This window comes from Pseudomonas sp. MCal1 (genome assembly GCF_026341415.1).
Classification (GTDB): domain Bacteria; phylum Pseudomonadota; class Gammaproteobacteria; order Pseudomonadales; family Pseudomonadaceae; genus Aquipseudomonas.
Genome location: NZ_JAKUMP010000003.1, coordinates 314,442 through 330,619 on the forward strand (window position 1 = coordinate 314,442; position 16,178 = coordinate 330,619).

The 16,178-nt window shown below is 59.1% G+C and carries 16 protein-coding genes; 12 read left to right on the forward strand and 4 right to left on the reverse strand.

The features are described from left to right. The first annotated feature begins 165 nt into the window (after positions 1 to 165). From MKZ87_RS07400 to MKZ87_RS07410, 3 genes are read left to right on the forward strand one after another with little or no spacing between them, the layout of a single operon-like run. Positions 166 to 1,602 carry an NAD-dependent succinate-semialdehyde dehydrogenase gene (locus MKZ87_RS07400; protein WP_085700765.1) on the forward strand — a complete coding sequence of 479 codons (1,437 nt, stop codon included), beginning with the start codon at positions 166 to 168 and terminating at the stop codon, positions 1,600 to 1,602. Positions 1,603 to 1,613: 11 nt separating this feature from the next. Beyond that, entirely contained in the window at positions 1,614 to 1,946 is a 333-nt protein-coding gene (locus MKZ87_RS07405) for a carboxymuconolactone decarboxylase family protein (protein WP_085700766.1), read from the forward strand. Beyond that, positions 1,947 to 2,954 carry an NAD(P)H-quinone oxidoreductase gene (locus MKZ87_RS07410; RefSeq protein ID WP_085703874.1) on the forward strand — a complete coding sequence of 336 codons (1,008 nt, stop codon included), beginning with the start codon at positions 1,947 to 1,949 and terminating at the stop codon, positions 2,952 to 2,954. A gap of 214 nt (positions 2,955 to 3,168) precedes the next feature. Here the strand turns inward: MKZ87_RS07410 and MKZ87_RS07415 are convergent, their stop codons facing one another. Next, positions 3,169 to 3,435, reverse strand: coding sequence for a hypothetical protein (locus MKZ87_RS07415; RefSeq protein ID WP_085703873.1), 267 nt, complete (start codon positions 3,433 to 3,435; stop codon positions 3,169 to 3,171). A gap of 123 nt (positions 3,436 to 3,558) precedes the next feature. On the opposite strand from MKZ87_RS07415, the gene MKZ87_RS07420 reads away from it, so the two are divergent. Further along, positions 3,559 to 4,983 (forward strand): MFS transporter, encoded by a 1,425-nt coding sequence (locus tag MKZ87_RS07420; RefSeq protein ID WP_085703872.1) that lies wholly within the window; start codon positions 3,559 to 3,561, stop codon positions 4,981 to 4,983. Positions 4,984 to 5,017: 34 nt separating this feature from the next. Here MKZ87_RS07420 and MKZ87_RS07425 read toward each other — a convergent pair whose 3' ends face one another. Next, on the reverse strand, positions 5,018 to 5,878 hold the full coding sequence (locus MKZ87_RS07425) for a LysR family transcriptional regulator (protein WP_266200538.1): 861 nt from the start codon (positions 5,876 to 5,878) through the stop codon (positions 5,018 to 5,020). A 118-nt stretch (positions 5,879 to 5,996) separates the two neighbouring features. On the opposite strand from MKZ87_RS07425, the gene MKZ87_RS07430 reads away from it, so the two are divergent. The 3 genes from MKZ87_RS07430 to MKZ87_RS07440 are packed head-to-tail and all read left to right on the forward strand — an operon-like array spanning position 5,997 to position 7,699. Continuing rightward, positions 5,997 to 6,848, forward strand: a complete 852-nt coding sequence (locus tag MKZ87_RS07430) for an NAD(P)-dependent oxidoreductase (RefSeq protein WP_085703870.1) — start codon at positions 5,997 to 5,999, stop codon at positions 6,846 to 6,848. Between the two features lie 34 nt (positions 6,849 to 6,882). Continuing rightward, complete coding sequence (locus tag MKZ87_RS07435; protein ID WP_266200539.1) at positions 6,883 to 7,125, forward strand: chorismate mutase; 243 nt, start codon at positions 6,883 to 6,885, stop codon at positions 7,123 to 7,125. After that, positions 7,046 to 7,699 (forward strand): hypothetical protein, encoded by a 654-nt coding sequence (locus MKZ87_RS07440; RefSeq protein WP_266200540.1) that lies wholly within the window; start codon positions 7,046 to 7,048, stop codon positions 7,697 to 7,699. Before MKZ87_RS07435 ends, MKZ87_RS07440 begins: the two co-directional genes overlap by 80 nt. 129 nt (positions 7,700 to 7,828) lie before the next feature. On the opposite strand, the gene MKZ87_RS07445 is transcribed toward MKZ87_RS07440, so the two are convergent. After that, positions 7,829 to 8,113, reverse strand: a complete 285-nt coding sequence (locus MKZ87_RS07445) for a hypothetical protein (protein WP_227235398.1) — start codon at positions 8,111 to 8,113, stop codon at positions 7,829 to 7,831. A 142-nt stretch (positions 8,114 to 8,255) separates the two neighbouring features. On the opposite strand from MKZ87_RS07445, the gene MKZ87_RS07450 reads away from it, so the two are divergent. The 3 genes from MKZ87_RS07450 (at position 8,256) to MKZ87_RS07460 (ending at position 12,196) form a co-directional block, all read left to right on the forward strand. After that, positions 8,256 to 8,675, forward strand: coding sequence for an organic hydroperoxide resistance protein (locus tag MKZ87_RS07450; protein WP_266200541.1), 420 nt, complete (start codon positions 8,256 to 8,258; stop codon positions 8,673 to 8,675). Between the two features lie 182 nt (positions 8,676 to 8,857). Next, entirely contained in the window at positions 8,858 to 11,032 is a 2,175-nt protein-coding gene (locus MKZ87_RS07455; RefSeq protein WP_266200542.1) for a TonB-dependent siderophore receptor, read from the forward strand. Between the two features lie 345 nt (positions 11,033 to 11,377). Then, positions 11,378 to 12,196 (forward strand): alpha/beta fold hydrolase, encoded by an 819-nt coding sequence (locus MKZ87_RS07460; protein ID WP_218191833.1) that lies wholly within the window; start codon positions 11,378 to 11,380, stop codon positions 12,194 to 12,196. A 110-nt stretch (positions 12,197 to 12,306) separates the two neighbouring features. Here the strand turns inward: MKZ87_RS07460 and MKZ87_RS07465 are convergent, their stop codons facing one another. Next, a complete protein-coding gene (locus MKZ87_RS07465; RefSeq protein ID WP_266200543.1) occupies positions 12,307 to 13,281 on the reverse strand; it encodes a LysR family transcriptional regulator in 975 nt (324 codons plus the stop codon). A 416-nt stretch (positions 13,282 to 13,697) separates the two neighbouring features. On the opposite strand from MKZ87_RS07465, the gene MKZ87_RS07470 reads away from it, so the two are divergent. Together MKZ87_RS07470 and MKZ87_RS07475 are read left to right on the forward strand one after the other, a co-directional pair. Beyond that, on the forward strand, positions 13,698 to 14,345 hold the full coding sequence (locus MKZ87_RS07470) for a response regulator transcription factor (RefSeq protein ID WP_085700778.1): 648 nt from the start codon (positions 13,698 to 13,700) through the stop codon (positions 14,343 to 14,345). Positions 14,346 to 14,703: 358 nt separating this feature from the next. Next, positions 14,704 to 16,164, forward strand: a complete 1,461-nt coding sequence (locus MKZ87_RS07475) for an ATP-binding protein (protein WP_266200544.1) — start codon at positions 14,704 to 14,706, stop codon at positions 16,162 to 16,164. The last annotated feature ends 14 nt before the right edge of the window (positions 16,165 to 16,178 follow it).

Here is a 16,178-nt window from a genome sequence, read left to right on the forward strand (position 1 = left end):
GCTACACGTTCGGCCCGAGGCTCGATATTACCTCTGGCGACAACAATCATTCCCTCTGGCCCGTCTAAATCGATGGGCGCTCCTTCCATAGACTTGGTTGCACAGGCCGCCTGAACAGGCGCCGGGTTTGATACGAATCTCCGACAACCAACTGAAGGGCACATCATGAAGATTTCCTACGATCCGCTTTATCTTTTCATCGGGGGTGAATGGATCAGTGCCGACGGGCGCGATACTGCCGCCGTCGTTAACCCGGCTACCGGCCGGGAAATCGGGCGCGTCCCACTTGCCACCGCAGGCGATCTTGATCACGCCTTGGAAGTGACTCGCCTGAGCTTCGAGCAGTGGCGCCAGACCGTACCTGACCAACGCGCCAGGATCCTCAAGCGTGCCGCCGACCTGATCCTCGAACGTGCACCGCAGATTGCCGCGCAGATGACCCTGGAGGAAGGTAAACCGCTGGGTGAAAGCCTGGATGAAGTGACCCGCGCGGCAGAGTATTTCGAATGGTTCGCCGAAAGCGCACGGCGTATCGATGGCCGTGTGGTCCCGGCCAACCGGCCAGGCGTATTGCAACTGGTCAAACGCCAGGCTATCGGCCCAGTGGCCGCATTTACACCGTGGAATTTTCCGGCCATTACCCCGGCACGCAAGCTCTCGGCAGCGCTGGCCGCCGGTTGCAGCGTCATTCTCAAACCTGGTGAAGAAAGTCCCTCCACAGCGTTGGCCCTGGCGCGTGCACTCGACGATGCAGGATTGCCCAAGGGTGTGTTGCAAGTGGTCTTTGGCGTACCGGACCAAGTGTCCAGCCATCTGATCGCCTCGCCGGTCATTCGCAAAGTGACCTTCACCGGTTCGGTGCCCATCGGTCGTTTGCTGTCTGCGCGAGCTGCTGAAGGCGTCAAGCCCATCACCCTTGAACTGGGGGGGCACGGACCGGTGCTGGTGTTCGAGGATGCCGACATTGAAAAAGCCGCTATCGAAGGCGTCGCCAACCGCTTTCGCGGCACCGGGCAGGTGTGCATTTCATCCACTCGGTTTCTGATCCAGCGTGGCGCCTATCAAGCCTTCGTCGATCATTTTGTCGCGGCGACCGAAGCCCTGAGGATCGGTGACGGCCTGCATCCGGACACTCAGGTCGGCCCCCTGGCCAACCCAAGGCAATTGGCAAAAATGGAAGAACTGGTCGCCGATGCCGTCGAGAAAGGTGCACGGGTATTGGTCGGTGGTGAAGCCTTGTCAGGCGAAGGCTACTTCTTCCAACCCACGGTTCTGGCAGATGTGCCGATGAACGCCCGCGTCATGCACGAAGAACCCTTCGGCCCCATTGCCGTACTGATGCCGTTCGATGAACTGGCCGATGGGCTGCAGGAAGCCAACCGCCTGCCCTACGGACTCTCGGCCTACGCGTTCACCTCCAACGCGCGCACGGCCATTGATGTCGCTGACGGATTGGAGGCCGGGATGATCGGCATCAACCAATATCGCATCGTCGCAACCGAGCTCCCGTTCGGCGGCATGAAAGAAAGCGGTCACGGCTCCGAAGGCGGCATTGAAGGCATCGAGCACTATCTCACCCACAAATTCATCAGCCAGGTTTAAGGAACTCGCCCATGTCCAAGCTCGATTTCAGCAGCCCTCGCGAAGCAGCGCGCGCGTTCACGCCGAAGCTGTCGCAATTCGTCGACTCGACGCTTTATCCGCAGATCTGGAGTGACCCGGCGCTGTCCCCGCGCGACCGTAGCCTGATCACCGTGGCGGCCTTGATAGCCGGTGGTCACTCGGAAGAGTTGCCTGCCCACTTGCGCCGGGCGGCTGGCAACGGAGTGACCCGCGACGAAATGGAAGCAGCGATCACGCACCTGGCTTTCTATGTGGGCTTGCCTGGCGCCATTACCGCATCGGCGATCGCCAACGCCACGTTCAGCGAAACGGAGAACAATTGAATGAAAGCCATCAACATCAAGCAGTTTGGTGCGCCAGACGTCCTGGAATTAGTAGAGGTCGCCAATCCTGAAGTCCGTCCTGACGACCTGCTGGTGCGTGTCTATGCCGCCGGGGTGAACCGTGCGGACCTGACTCACCGGACCGGTGGGTACGGCCATCCGAACTTCGGTGACTCCCTGATCATCGGCCTGGAAATCGCCGGCGAAGTGATCGGCAAAGGGAGTGCGGTTACAGGGTTCGAGGTAGGAGATCGAGTCATGGGCGTGGTCGGCGGCGGTGCCTACGCCGAGTTGGCCCGCGTCGATTACCGCATGGCCATGCACATCCCCGCGCAGCTTGATTATGTACACGCGGCAGCCATTCCCGAGGTCTTCGTCACGGCCCATGAAGCAATGATGCATCTGGCTCGGCTCAAGGCTGGCGATTCAGTGTTGATTCACGCGGCCGCTGGCGGCGTCGGGTCTGCCGCTGTGCAGTTGGCTTACGCCACCGGCGCCACGGTGTATGCGACAACCGAAGGCAGCAAGTTGGCGCGTGTCGAGCATTTGGGCGCTGACGTGGCGATCGATTATAAGACGCAGGACTTCGCTGAAGTGATCGCCGACAAAACCCAGGGTCGCGGCGTCGATGTGATCATCGACTTTATCGGAGAACCCTACTTCGCCCGCAATATTGCATCCCTTGCACGGGGCGGTCGCTTGGTTCAGGTCGGGATTCTCGCCGGTGGCGGGAACGTCACGGTGGCACTGGAGAACATCCTTTACCGCCACTTGCAAATCATCGGTACGGTCATGAAGTCGCGCACGCAGCCGGAGAAGCACGCGATGATCAAGCGTTTCCGCGAGCACTGGCTTGATCGCTTCGAGGGTGCCGGAAGCCTTGAGCCGGTTGTCGACAGCACGTTTGCGCTCTCAAGGGCTGCCGATGCTCACCGCCGGATGGAATCTTCCCGGAACGTCGGGAAAATCATTTTGACGATGCGACCTGAAGACTTGATTCAAGTATGACCACAGGGGGGATATAGCTGAAAAACGGTGCCCTTGATGGGCACCTTCAACGGGTGTGGGGAACACCTCTGAGCAGTGCGCTCCTAATCGGCTGAAGAGGGATTGCGACGGCGAAAAGCCCTTATTCCAGGCGAACGCAGTGGCGCTCGAACAATCTCGGTCGGTGCCCAAGTGGTGGTTATAGGCGAGAGAGCCACTGCAATGGCGAACGCATTCAGTCCCCCTGTGCCAATAACATCAGAGCAGATAGCGCTTTTTTCGCCATTGAAGGTACACGCGGCAAGATTATCAAAGAGCATCCGAGTGCGAGTGCAATCGCAAACCCGATCCCGGTGGACGCGCCGGTAACGACGGCAACCTGATCAGCGAATTTACCTGACATAACTGACTCCTCAATCTCGGTTGTATGGCTCGACTGGAACCAAAGTGCGGCCATTTTGCGAGGAGTCAGGCGCGCAGCGGCACTGCCATAAATGAACATTGGCCGTTCATTTATGTGAGGCGTCAGCGAAGGGATGATCGTTTAGATTGAGGTCAGCTGATTAAAAGCATGACCCGCAATCGAGAATATTCCGGAACCGAAGGGTTCCAGAAAGGAGACCTTATGCCTCACAAAGAAGTAGCTCTGGCGGAACCGCGGCGCTGGCTGATGTTCGCCATATTGTTGGTCGGTGCATTCTTGCCGCCGCTGGATTTTTTTATCGTCAACGTAGCGCTGCCCTCGATTCAGCAATCGCTGGGCACAGCCTCCTCCGCTGAACAGTTGATCATCTCTTCGTATGCAGCCCTTTATGCCGTGACACTGATCACCGGCGGACGCCTTGGGGACATCTTTGGTCGCATGAAAATGTTCTTCGTTGGCCTGATTGGTTTTGCTGTTGCCTCACTGATCTGCGGTGTCGCCGAGTCACCCTGGGTGTTGATCGCCGGACGCTCGCTGCAAGGCGTGACGGCAGCCATCATGGCGCCTCAGGCACTCGCCTCAGTGCAGGCGATATTTCCGGAGTCCGAAAAGGCCTTGGCGCTGAGCCTGTATGGCGCGGTGTTTGGCTTGGCGTCGGTAATCGGCCAGGCGCTTGGCGGGATTCTGATTTCGCTCAATCTGATGAACCTGGGCTGGCGGGCGATATTTCTGGTGAATCTACCGATTGCGTTGCTGGTCATCCTGATCGCCATCCCTGTGGTCAAGGAAACCCGCGCCCCCCAGCCCAGCAAGCTGGATCTGGGAGGAACGCTGTTGTCGATGGTGACGCTTGCGGCGCTGATCGTTCCACTGATCGAGGGACGTGAAGCAGGCTGGCCGTTGTGGGCCTGGCTGTCGCTGGCAGCGGCGCCACTGCTGGCCTGGCTGTTCTGGCGCTACGAAACCCGGTTGTATCAGGCGCAAGGCGCGCCGTTGCTGAGCCCTGCTGCACTGCGTGCGCCCGGGCTGGGTCGCGCATTGCTGGTCGCGCTGACCTTCTACGCGATCGGCGTGTTCTTCCTGTTGTTTTCCATTTATTTACAGGGAGCCCTGCATACGAGCCCACTCAGTGCAGGCCTGGTCTTTCTGCCATTCGGCGCCGGTTTCTTGCTGGGTCCGCTCGCCACCCATCAGTTCCGGCGTTTGCTGGGGTCTTATGTGAATCCCTTCGGAATGGCGCTCGAAGTGCTGGGTTTTGTGCTGTTGGCCTGGCTCGTGGCGCACACACCGACGGCCGTCACGCCCTCTGCGCTGTCCCTTGCCGTGATTCTCTTTCTGATCGGCTTCGGACAAGGACTTGCCGTTCCGACATTGATGCGCATGATCACGGGACGCGTGGCACCGGCGTATTCCGGCATGATTGCGGGCATCACCAGTTCCACCTTGCAAATCAGCACGTCGCTGAGCGTGGCGATCATCGGTGGCATCTTTTACACGCTTCTGGGCACGAACACGGATGCGGCGGCCGTCACCCACGCCTTCACCGTCGCCATACTGTGCATCGCGGCCTGTCTGGCGGCAGGCGCAGGACTGAGCCTGACGCTGGCACGTCAACCTGCTGCATAGCCCCAAACGGTGGCCATGCAGCCGGCAGCGTGAATCAACCGCCTGCCTGAGTGCCGATCATGACGGAGGCCAGGTCGGCAAGCGCGCGCAGACTGTCCATCTGGCGCATGTCCTGGTGGTAGCCCATCCAAATGTCGCGGCCTGGGGGTGGTTCATCCGAATCGATCAGTCGCAACGCTGTCAACCTGTCGCCCAACGCGCGGGGCAATACCGCGACGCCCTGCCCCTGCGCGCACATTTGCGCCTGGACTGTGCGGCTGCTACTGGTAAACACGGTACGCGCCAGAGGGTAACGCTGCTGCAGCCACTGCACATCGGGATAATGGGACTGGGCAACACTCATGGTGATCAGCCCCAGCCCGTCGCCCTGTGGCTCAGGGTCAGCAGATCCAACGGCTGCGTATAACCCGTAAGTCAGGGAGATCAGCTTGCGGTGCACGATATTGGGCTCGGTGAACGGAACGATTCGAAACGCGATGTCGGCGTCGCGGCGAGCCAGGTCAAACAATCGATGCCCGGCGATCACCTCAGGCACGATCAACGGATAGCGCCGGACCAGTTCACTCAGCACCGGGGCCAGCACATAACAGGCGAACCAGTCCGCGCAGGAAATGCGCAACACACCTTCGGGCTGTGTGCTGTCCCCCGCCAGGCGTCTTTCGATGGCCAACGCACTTTGCTCCATTTCCTGCGCGAGGCTGAGCAGCTTTTCTCCGCTTTCGGTCAGGACCAGACCCTGGTTGGTACGCAGGAAAACGGGCTGGCCACTGGACTGTTCCAACACCTGCAAGCGCCGCCCCACGGTCGGATGGCTGCCCCCCAACAGCTTGGCGGCGGCGCCCAATGACCCGCTTCGGGCAATCGCGAGAAAGACCCGCACATCACTCCAGTCCATGCTCTGCCCCCGTACAAAAATGAACAGTGAGAGTGCAGCAATGGCAGTGCCGTAGCAATCCCGTGCCCGACATACTTGTCTGCATTCACCGTCGTCGAATACCAACCGGAGACTGCAAATGAAGATTGGTTTTATCGGAGTGGGAAGCATGGGCAGAGCGATCATTCCACTGCTCGTCCGCGCTGGCCATCACGTCTCTGCATGGAACCGCAGTTACGCGGCGATCAAGGATCTTGAAGGCATCAGCGTTCTCGAATCGCCGGCCTCGGCGTTCCAGCAAGAGGTGGTCGTCACTCTTCTGGCCGATGATGCCGCCGTCAGACAAGTGCTGCTCTCCAGCGCTGCTCTGGAAACTGCAGACAAAGCTTGCGTGCATGTCGTGATGTCGACCTTGTCGCCTTCGCTGATGTTGGAGTTGCAGCGCGAACATGACGCCGTCGGCATGCCATTGATCGCGGCACCGGTCTTCGGGGTGCCTGCCGTGGCGGCCAAGGGCGAGCTGAATATCCTGGCGGCCGGATCGCAGGCAGCGGTCTCGGCCGTCCAACCGCTGTTCGACCTGCTCGGGAAAAACACCTGGTATCTGGGCGACCAACCTGAACAGGCCTGTATCGCGAAAATCGCCGGCAACATGATGATCACCCAAGCCATCCAGTCGCTGGGCGAAGCCAGCGGACTCGTTCAACGCCACGGACTGAGTCCTTCGATTTTCATCAATCTCATGACCCAGACCCTGTTCGCCTGCCCCAGTTATCAACGCTACGGGCGGAACATCGTCAGCAGCAATTTTGAACCGGGTTTCAAACTGTCGCTTGGCCTCAAGGATATAAATCTGGCGATCGATGCGGGTCGTCTTAAGGGGCTGGAACTGCCAGCGGCGGATGCCGTGCGATTGAAAATGACGTCGGCGGTAGCCCGGGGGCATGGCGACAAGGACTGGTCGGTTTTCGCTCAGCAGACGAATCATTGAGAAGCTCTTTCGAACACCTGCCACGAGGTCATTCATGGAAAACTTCGACATCGCGCGTCAACTCACAACATTCAGGAAAACCATCGACAATATCGACGCCGCCCTCATCCACCTGCTCGCGGAACGGTTTCGCTGTACCGATGAGGTGGGCCTGACCCCGGCGCCACTTATCGAAGCAATCAGACGAGCAGAACCGCATGAAATGGCCAACGATCGAGCAAATTCGCAGCTTTACCGATTTACCCTCCAGCTACAGTTGGGATTACCTGAAACGTGAGGAGATCAATGTCGCGACAGATTTTTTCCGCGCATGGTTTCCCTCCATTTCGGTGGGGTTGGGAAGCCCATTTCTGGACCCGCAGTTCTACGCAGACAACGTGGTGCTCGAAGACGATCCGGAGCCAAGAATAATCGCCATAGTCGTCCGCCAGAACGATGAGATTGTCGCTATCGCCACGTGGGAAAAAATTGACGGTGCTGACGTTATTTTCGGGAGGGTCGGCGCGGTAGCCAAACCGCATAGGCAAGCCAGTCTGGCCGTTGCCGCCCAGGACCTGGGAGAAAAAATCGGCAGGTTCATCGGTGCGGGGCTGATCTATGGCATGGCAACAACCCGCACGCCGTATATGCAACAAGCACTGGAGCAAGCCGGTTACAAGGCCGTTGGGATAATGCCAGGCCTCGATCAGGAAGAAACAGCGCCCGGAATCGTGCGCAGGATTTACGAAGTCATCTATGTAAAACGCCTCGCCCCACACGCCGACTTTCTGATTCCTTCCGCTCATAACCTTACCCCTACAGTCGCGCGACTTTACGCAGAGATTTTTCAAGGTGATGACGACACGAACTGACGAGCCAGGAAATCTGCTGGGGTTCGCGCTTATCCCGGTTCGCGACGACAGTTGACGGGGCTGCCCGGCAGGGGAACGCCAAGCAAGCCGGTCGCGGCGCTGAACACCGCGACCGGGTAATCGAGCACCTTAGGCAAAGGAGCTCTCGTGCTCGCTTTCATGCACGTAAATCCACGAGATTCCCGACGGCGAGGCCGGGTCGAGGCGCATGGCCAATGCGTCGTACAAAGGTTTTATGGCGCCCTCCGATTGGGAAGCCACGCCGCGCGACCACGGAAAAAAGAGGTTGTACCATCGATACACCTCCGCTTCGACGAGCGCAGTTTTATCCGGGGTTTCGAGTAGTTGCTGGTGCTCAGGGCCAGGATCTGCGAGCACTCGAAACACTGCCCGCAACCACTCCAGCAAATCCATTTCCCAGGCTGCCGGGCCTGGGGCTACACAACGATACATAACCTCCCTTGGCACGACACATCCCAGGTACATGCCGATGCAAAAGTGTGGGCCATCGGAACCTGACGTTCCGACTCCCTCACTCACTCAGGCAGAGCAATTCATGATCAATCAAATCGACACCGTGCTGTACACCGGCAAGACCCGCACAACCGGCGGCCGCGATGGCGCTTCGCGCAGTTCGGACGGCAATCTGGACATCAAACTGTCACCACCCGGTTCGCACGGCAGCGGCACCAACCCGGAACAACTGCTGGCGGCAGGTTGGTCAGCCTGCTTCATCGGCGCCATGGGCAAAGCGGCCACTTCGCTGAAGCTCAAACTGCCGGTTGATGTGGCGGTAGAAACCGAAATCGATCTGGGCAAGACCGGCGATGCGTTTTTCCTGCGGGCCCGTTTGAATGTCAGCCTGCCGGGGCTGGAGCCTTCGGTCGCCCAGGCGCTGATGGAAGCCGCGCACCAGACTTGCCCCTACTCCAAGGCCACTCACGGCAATATCGATGTCACCCTGCGCCTGATCTGAAACAGGTCACGCCGGTTTCATCCTCAAACGCCCGGGGCAGTGCCTCGGGCGTTTTGTTTTTTCGCGAACGCGATTTCACATTTTTTTCACGAATCGCTTTGTCGCTGTAAAAAACCCTGACACAATTATTGGCAATGATTCTCAACTGCTCTTTATTTGCTATTTAAAATCAGGGAAATTTCATGTCGCGTCCTACCTCGCAGCATCGTTTCACCCCGTCACGCAACCTTCTGTCCATGGCCATCTGCATGGCGGTCATGACGCCGGCGCTGGCCGATGAAACGCGCGAGACGCAGGACACCGCTCCACCCGCCACCCTCGAACTCGGCGCAACCGCCATCACTTCCACCCAACTGGGCAGCACCACCGAAGGCTCCGACTCCTATACCACCGGCACTATGGCCACCGCCACCAAACTGCCGTTGACCCTGCGCGAAACGCCGCAGGCCGTCACCGTGATCACCCGCCAGCGCATGGACGATCAGGCGATGACCAGCATCAATGACGTGGTCAACGCCACGCCGGGGCTGTTCCTCAACTACTCCGACGGCCCCGGCCGGCAGTCCTACAAAGCCCGGGGTTTCGACATCGACAACCTGATGTACGACGGCATTCCGAGCGGCTACAACGGCGTGAACGTCGGCTCCCAGCCGAATCTGGCGATGTTTGATCGGGTCGAGGTCGTTCGGGGCGCGACCGGTCTGGTCACCGGTTCCGGCAACCCTTCGGCAGCGATCAACCTGGTCCGTAAACGGCCATTGGCCGAGCAGCGTGTCACCCTCACCGGCGCTGCCGGGACGTGGGACAACTATCGCGGCGAACTCGATGCTTCCAGCCCACTCAATGACAGCGGCACCCTGCGCGGCCGGGTGGTCACGTCCTATCGCGACGCCAACAGTTTCATCGATGACGTGGGCGAGCGACACAACCTGTTCTACGCCGTCACCGAAGCCGACCTGAGCGATGACACCACGCTGACCTTCGGTTTCTCCAACCAGAAAGACAAAACCAACTACTTCTGGGGCTCGTCGATGATCGGTCTCGACGGTCATCACCTCGATCTGCCGCGCTCCTACAACCCCGGCACCTATTGGGAGAACAAGGATCAGGAGATCAACACCGTCTTCGCCGAGATCCGGCAGCAACTGGCCAATGACTGGAAGCTGCAGGTCAATGCCAACTACTCCGAACAGGACGCGCTGTTCTCCGGTTCGTACCAGTCGCGCTGGGTCAACAACACCCTGGCCCGCACGGTTTACCAGTCAAGGGCCGATGAAAACCAGGCCGGTCTGGACGCCTTCTTCAGCGGCCCGTTCGAGGCCTTCGGACGTAGCCATGAATTGGTGGTCGGCGCCAGCAAACGCATCTACGACCTGACCACCCACAACTATTCGCCGTACGACACCAACTGGCCGATCAACGCCGGCAAGCCGGACTTCGTCCACACCAACAACACGCGTGAAGTCACGACTCAGGACGGCGTGTACCTGACCACCCGCCTGAGCCTGGCTGACCCGCTGAAGCTGATCCTCGGCGGACGTCTGGACTGGTACGACTACGACAACCGTGATGGCGACGGCGACTACAAGGTCACCCGCAACGTAACCCGTTATGCCGGCCTGATCTACGAACTGGACGACCATCACTCGATCTACGCCAGCTACAGCGACATCTTCACGCCGCAAAGCAACAAGGACACCTCCGGCAGCCCGGTCAAACCGATCGTGGGCAAGAACTACGAGGTCGGCATCAAGGGCGAATACCTGGGCGGCGCGCTGAATGCCAGCCTCGCCGTATTCCGGGTCGATCAGGAAAACCGCGCAGTGCAGGTGTTCGTGCCGAACTGCCCGCAGTCGTCCTGCTATGAAGCCTCCGGCGAAATTCGCAGCCAGGGTATCGACCTGGAACTGCAAGGCGCGCTCACCGACAACTGGCAGATCGGCGGCGGCTACACCTACGCCCGCACGCATACCATCAAGGACGAAGCGAATCCGCAGAACGTGAACAAGCAGTTCGACACTGACACGCCGGAACACCTGTTCAAACTGACCACCCGCTACGACTTCCAGGGCCCGCTGGAAAAACTGCGCGTGGGCGGCAACATTTCCTGGCAGAGCCGCATGTACAACGACATCGAACTGCTCGATGGCGGCAACTACCGCCTCAAGCAAGGTGCGTACGCCGTGACCGACCTGATGGCCGGCTACCGGGTCAATGAGAACCTCGATCTGCAACTCAACGCCAACAACATCTTCGACCGCAAGTACTATTCCGCCATCGCCAATTCCGTCAGTTACGGCGGCGACAGCTACGGCACCCCGCGCAACATGATGTTGACGGCCAAGTACAGCTTCTGATTTGTTCTGGCGCAGGGACGCGCCAACCCCGCCAGGATTCCTCCCGCCACGCCCTACATACCAAAGCGTTAATTTCGAAAACCCATGTCTGGTTTTCAGCGGCTCTCCTTTGCCCAAAGATTGCCTTCGGCCAAGGCAGCAGCCCTTGCCGCCTGTGCGACTTAAACAACTCAATGGGTGTTCAAAATGACTGACGAGAAAAACGGGACCACGCGTCGTGGCTTGATCACGACCGGGGCCATGGCCGCAACCCTGGCGATGGCATTGCCGGCGCTGGCCACACAGCAGACACCGACTTCCGCGTCAGGGGTCAGCAAAAGCGCCGGCAACGGCAGTGGCTCGGGAATGTTCACCGTCAAGGATGGCACGCAAATTTTCTACAAGGACTGGGGTCAAGGGCAGCCGATCGTGTTCCACCACGGCTGGCCCCTTTCCAGTGATGACTGGGATGCGCAAATGTTGTTTTTCCTCGGCAAGGGCTTCCGCGTCATCGCCCATGACCGACGTGGCCATGGGCGATCTTCCCAGACGGCCAGTGGCAACGACATGGACACCTACGCCGCCGACGTTGCCGAGTTGATGGCGCACCTGAACATCCGCAACGCCGTCCACATCGGCCACTCCACCGGCGGCGGTGAAGTGGCACGCTACGTGGCGCGTCATGGACGCGGGCGGGTGGCCAAGGCCGTGCTGATCGGTGCCGTGCCCCCCATCATGCTGCGCACCGCAAAAAATCCCGGTGGCCTCGCGATGGATGTGTTTGACGGATTGCGCAAAGCACTCGCGCAGAACCGCAGCCAGTTTTATCGTGACTTCCCGAGCGGGCCTTTCTACGGTTTCAATCGTCCCGGCGCCAAGGTGTCTGAAGCGATTGTCGAAAACTGGTGGCGTCAGGGCATGAACGGCGGGATCAAGGCGCAGTACGACTGCATCAGCGCGTTCTCCGAAACCGATTTCACCGATGACCTGAAAAACATCGAGGTGCCGACTCTGGTGTTGCACGGCGAAGATGACCAGATCGTGCCCATCGCGAATTCGGCCCATCTGTCCATCAAACTGCTCAAGCACGGCACGCTGAAAACCTATCCCGGCCAGCCCCATGGTATGTGCACCACGAACGGCGACACCATCAACGCAGACCTTCTGGCGTTTATCAATGCGTGATGTTCCGGGGCCGCGTCCTCACGACAAATCACGTACGACCCTCTAAAAAGAAAAGCTCCGACCCAGTCGGAGCTTTTTTATTGGGCGATTGACACAGCCATTGCCATTTCCTACCGGGCGATCGTCAACGTCTGATCGAGGGGCAACGCCTGGCGCAACCTGGGCACTACCTGCAACTCAAGCGGTGTGCCAAAAAACGCCTGGCAACGCGAACGCAGCCAACGTTGAGCACAATCGTTGTGCGCAGCCGCGCGCCAGACCATGGAAAGCTCCCGCGATGGCAGTAACAGAGGGGCCGGTTCGGCCCTGATATCCTCCACGGAGGCCATGGCCTTCGCCACATAATCCGGCACGATGACCAGCATGTCGCTTTGCGCCAACAGTCTTGGCAAGGCGCTGAACTGCGGCACCGCCAGCACCACTTTGCGCCGACGCCCCAGCAGATCCAGGGCATGGTCGGTGTCATCCTTGACCTTGCCCATGGACGACACGATGGCATGCGGTCGCTCGCAGAATTCATCGAGTGCCAGCATGCCCGGCCGAGTGTCCGAGCGCAAAAGCATCGGCCGGATCAATCGCAGACTCTTGCGTCGCGCGTTGGCTGGCAGATCGAGCGTAGGGCTGATCCCCAGAGCGATCTCGCCATTGAACAGCCGCTGCGCCATCTGCTGCTCATTGACCCGCAGCACCACCAATGCAATGTTCGGCGCCTCGATACGAAGCTGGCGTAACAGTCGAGGAAGAAGCGCGTATTCGACATCGTCGGACAGGCCAACTTGAAAGGTCGCTTCGCTGGTGCCCGGATCAAACGGCTGGCAACGGCTCAACGCCGCGACCACGCCATCCAGCGCCGGCGTCAGATTGGCGAAAATTTCCTCGGCCCGTGCAGTCGGCTCCATCACCCTCCCCGCGCGCACGAACAAGGGATCGTCGAAAAGCACGCGCAAACGCCCAAGCGCCGCACTGATGGTCGGTTGGCCGAGAAACAGCTTCTCGCCGACCCGGCTGACATTGCGCTCATGCATCAGCGTCTCGAAGACCACCAGCAGATGGATGTCGACACGACGGAGATCATTTCTGTTCATGAAGTTCACCACCCGGCACGCGGCCATTGAGATCGACGGAGAGCAGGTAAAGGTTAAGGGCGTGCCTGCCGGGCGTCTGTGGTACTTGGGGACAGCGAGATCATGCGTAAGGTGAGTGTTTTGATACTTGCGTATGAACCGTTTGAACCTGACAGCTGCATCGGGCTGCGAATAGACCGCTGCGATGGCCGTTTTTTCGGGTTTTTTGTCCTAGCTGACGGAGTGTTGCCCCTCTACGATGCTGAACCGTTTATCTGCTCCCCGCCCAAACCTGCGGCGTGACCGTGTCTTTGGTCGGGCATACACTCGAAAGAGCAAACACAGGTACCCGGGCCGAGGGATAGGCATATTTTTGATGGGGCTTCACCGATACCACGACGAGCTCCACAACGTCACAACCTCTTGGGAAAAAAGCAATGAACAACAATCCCATCAGCAATAACCCCAGCGAGCCAGTGGTATTCATCGTCGACGACGATGCAGCGCTGCGTGAATCCCTCGGCAGCCTGTTGCGCTCCATTGGCCTTAAAGTCGAACTGTTCGGTTCGGTCGCCGAGTTCATGAAACATCAACGTCCCGACACCGTCAGTTGTCTGGTACTCGACGTGCGCCTGCAAGGCAGCAGCGGGCTGGATTTCCAGAATGAACTGGCCGCTGCCGGCATCAACGTGCCGATCGTGTTCATCACCGGGCACGGCGATATCGCCATGACCGTGCGCGCCATGAAAGCCGGCGCGGTGGACTTCCTGACCAAACCGTTTCGCGAGCAGGACCTGATCGATGCTGTCTGCGCCGCACATTCGCGAGACAGGCAACGTCGCGAATCCGGGCGACATGCCGATGAACTGCGCGCGCGCCACGGGACGCTGACACCCCGTGAGCAGACGGTCATGGCGCTGGCAGCCTCAGGCCTGATGAACAAGCAGATCGCCGGGGAGATCGGCCTCAGCGAAATCACCGTGAAAATCCACCGAGGCCAGGCCATGCGCAAGATGGGCGCGCGCTCATTTGCCGATCTGGTGCGCATGGCCGAGGTCATCGCGGCGCAGCCTGTCAATCGGTGACCACATGAACCAGAACGGGACGGCTCAAGGGGCCGGGATGGCGCATGTTTGTGCCATCAGGCAAGGCACCGAAAAACTCGGCACAACTAACACTTAGGTATATCCCGTTCATACGTAGTCATACTTCGATTGACCCAATGCAGCGATGCCAGAGAATAAGTCTTCGAATAACATCTTTATTCAAATCAATATTAATCAATACAACGATTGGTGAATGACAGACAGTCGCCAACAACGGTCATGCCTGAAAAAAAGTTCAGACTTTTCAACCTCTTCATTAATACGCCCTTCATAGCATTTGCCTGTTTCATCGAGAGAACACGACCTGCCGTCCGATAGCAAAAATCTGGAAGAATAAATGTCTATCATCAAACGTCGCGCACAACTTCTTTGCTCAGACGCTTTCGCCTGGCTTGCCGCCATTGCAGTCGGCAGCATGATCTATATCACCAACGCTTACCTTGATCTGGACGTTGCGCCGACGTTGTTCTATATCACGCTGGTGTTCATGTCCGCGAACATCTTCCCGGTTCCGGTATTCCTGGCCGTTGCGCTGGGTTGCCTCACGCTCCTGACGGCCGACTTCCTGATCGACCAAGGCTATCGCGATCACAGGAGCATCGCCGGATTCGTCAGGTGCGTGATCGCGCTGACGACCATTTCCCTGTTGGCGCTGCGCAGTAAACGCGCCACTGAAACGTTGCGGCGCAAGGAAGCCTTCTTTCTCGGCGCACAGAAACTCAGCCACACCGGCAGCATCGGTTTCATCATCGATAAAAAGGTCAGCGTGTCCTTGTCCTGGTCGGAAGAATCCTCACGCATTTTCGAGTACCCACCGAACGTCACTCCGACTCTCGCCCTGGTCAAGTCACGCACCCATCCCGATGATCTACCGGTGATCGATCAGGTGCTGGACCAATTTGCGCGCCGCCAGGAGCTCATCGAAGCCGAGCATCGACTGGTCATGCCGGATGGTCGGATCAAGCATGTGCAGATGATCGCCAGCCCTTTGCCCAGGCATCGCGGGCGCACGCAATACGCCGGCGCGCTGATGGAAGTCACCGCCAGCAAACAGTCCGAAGAGGCGCTGTTTCACTCGCAAGCCACCCTCGCCCACGTCACACGCCTGACCTCCATGGGCGAACTGGCAGCCTCCATCGCCCACGAAATCAATCAGCCGCTGGCAGCGGTCATTACCAGCGGCGAATCCTGCAAACGCTGGATCAACCGTCCCGAGCCCAATCTGGAAGAAGCACGCCGTTCGCTGGACCGGATCATTCAAAACTCGGTCAGGGTCTCCGACGTCATCGCCTGTATCCGGGCCTTGTCGCGCCACAGCGAGGTGCAGCGCAATGTCGAAGTGTTTGACGAGATCGTCAGTGACTCGCTGACGCTGATGCAACACGACATCTGCTTTCACGAGGTTCGCCCGCACGCACAACTGGGCACTCGCGGCGCCCTGATCAAAGGCGATCGTGTGCAACTGCAGCAAGTCATCATCAATCTGATCATCAACGCCTGCCAGGCCATGGCCAACGTGCAAGAACGAGCCCGGACACTACGGATCAACACCTCGATTTTGCACAACGAGGCTGTGCTTGAAATCGCCGATTCCGGCGTCGGTATTGCCGCAGACATCCTGCCTTCGCTGTTCGACCCGTTCTTCACGACCAAACCGACCGGCCTCGGAATGGGCCTCTCCATTTGCCGGTCGATCATTGAATTCCACGGCGGGCGCATCTGGGTCAACAGTACCGAGGGCGTCGGTACGCAGTTCGTATTTGCAATTCCCTTGGCGGCGCCCCAACACGATCAATGACTGTCATCCACCCC

What these genes read in the sequence shown, in the direction of transcription:
- MKZ87_RS07400 (WP_085700765.1), top strand. Translation starts at nt 166, where the DNA reads ATGAAGATTTCCTACGATCCGCTTTATCTTTTCATCGGGGGTGAATGG.
- MKZ87_RS07405 (WP_085700766.1), top strand. Translation starts at nt 1,614, where the DNA reads ATGTCCAAGCTCGATTTCAGCAGCCCTCGCGAAGCAGCGCGCGCGTTC.
- MKZ87_RS07410 (WP_085703874.1), top strand. Translation starts at nt 1,947, where the DNA reads ATGAAAGCCATCAACATCAAGCAGTTTGGTGCGCCAGACGTCCTGGAA.
- MKZ87_RS07415 (WP_085703873.1), bottom strand. Translation starts at nt 3,435, where the DNA reads ATGTTCATTTATGGCAGTGCCGCTGCGCGCCTGACTCCTCGCAAAATG.
- MKZ87_RS07420 (WP_085703872.1), top strand. Translation starts at nt 3,559, where the DNA reads ATGCCTCACAAAGAAGTAGCTCTGGCGGAACCGCGGCGCTGGCTGATG.
- MKZ87_RS07425 (WP_266200538.1), bottom strand. Translation starts at nt 5,878, where the DNA reads ATGGACTGGAGTGATGTGCGGGTCTTTCTCGCGATTGCCCGAAGCGGG.
- MKZ87_RS07430 (WP_085703870.1), top strand. Translation starts at nt 5,997, where the DNA reads ATGAAGATTGGTTTTATCGGAGTGGGAAGCATGGGCAGAGCGATCATT.
- MKZ87_RS07435 (WP_266200539.1), top strand. Translation starts at nt 6,883, where the DNA reads ATGGAAAACTTCGACATCGCGCGTCAACTCACAACATTCAGGAAAACC.
- MKZ87_RS07440 (WP_266200540.1), top strand. Translation starts at nt 7,046, where the DNA reads ATGAAATGGCCAACGATCGAGCAAATTCGCAGCTTTACCGATTTACCC.
- MKZ87_RS07445 (WP_227235398.1), bottom strand. Translation starts at nt 8,113, where the DNA reads ATGGATTTGCTGGAGTGGTTGCGGGCAGTGTTTCGAGTGCTCGCAGAT.
- MKZ87_RS07450 (WP_266200541.1), top strand. Translation starts at nt 8,256, where the DNA reads ATGATCAATCAAATCGACACCGTGCTGTACACCGGCAAGACCCGCACA.
- MKZ87_RS07455 (WP_266200542.1), top strand. Translation starts at nt 8,858, where the DNA reads ATGTCGCGTCCTACCTCGCAGCATCGTTTCACCCCGTCACGCAACCTT.
- MKZ87_RS07460 (WP_218191833.1), top strand. Translation starts at nt 11,378, where the DNA reads ATGTTCACCGTCAAGGATGGCACGCAAATTTTCTACAAGGACTGGGGT.
- MKZ87_RS07465 (WP_266200543.1), bottom strand. Translation starts at nt 13,281, where the DNA reads ATGAACAGAAATGATCTCCGTCGTGTCGACATCCATCTGCTGGTGGTC.
- MKZ87_RS07470 (WP_085700778.1), top strand. Translation starts at nt 13,698, where the DNA reads ATGAACAACAATCCCATCAGCAATAACCCCAGCGAGCCAGTGGTATTC.
- MKZ87_RS07475 (WP_266200544.1), top strand. Translation starts at nt 14,704, where the DNA reads ATGTCTATCATCAAACGTCGCGCACAACTTCTTTGCTCAGACGCTTTC.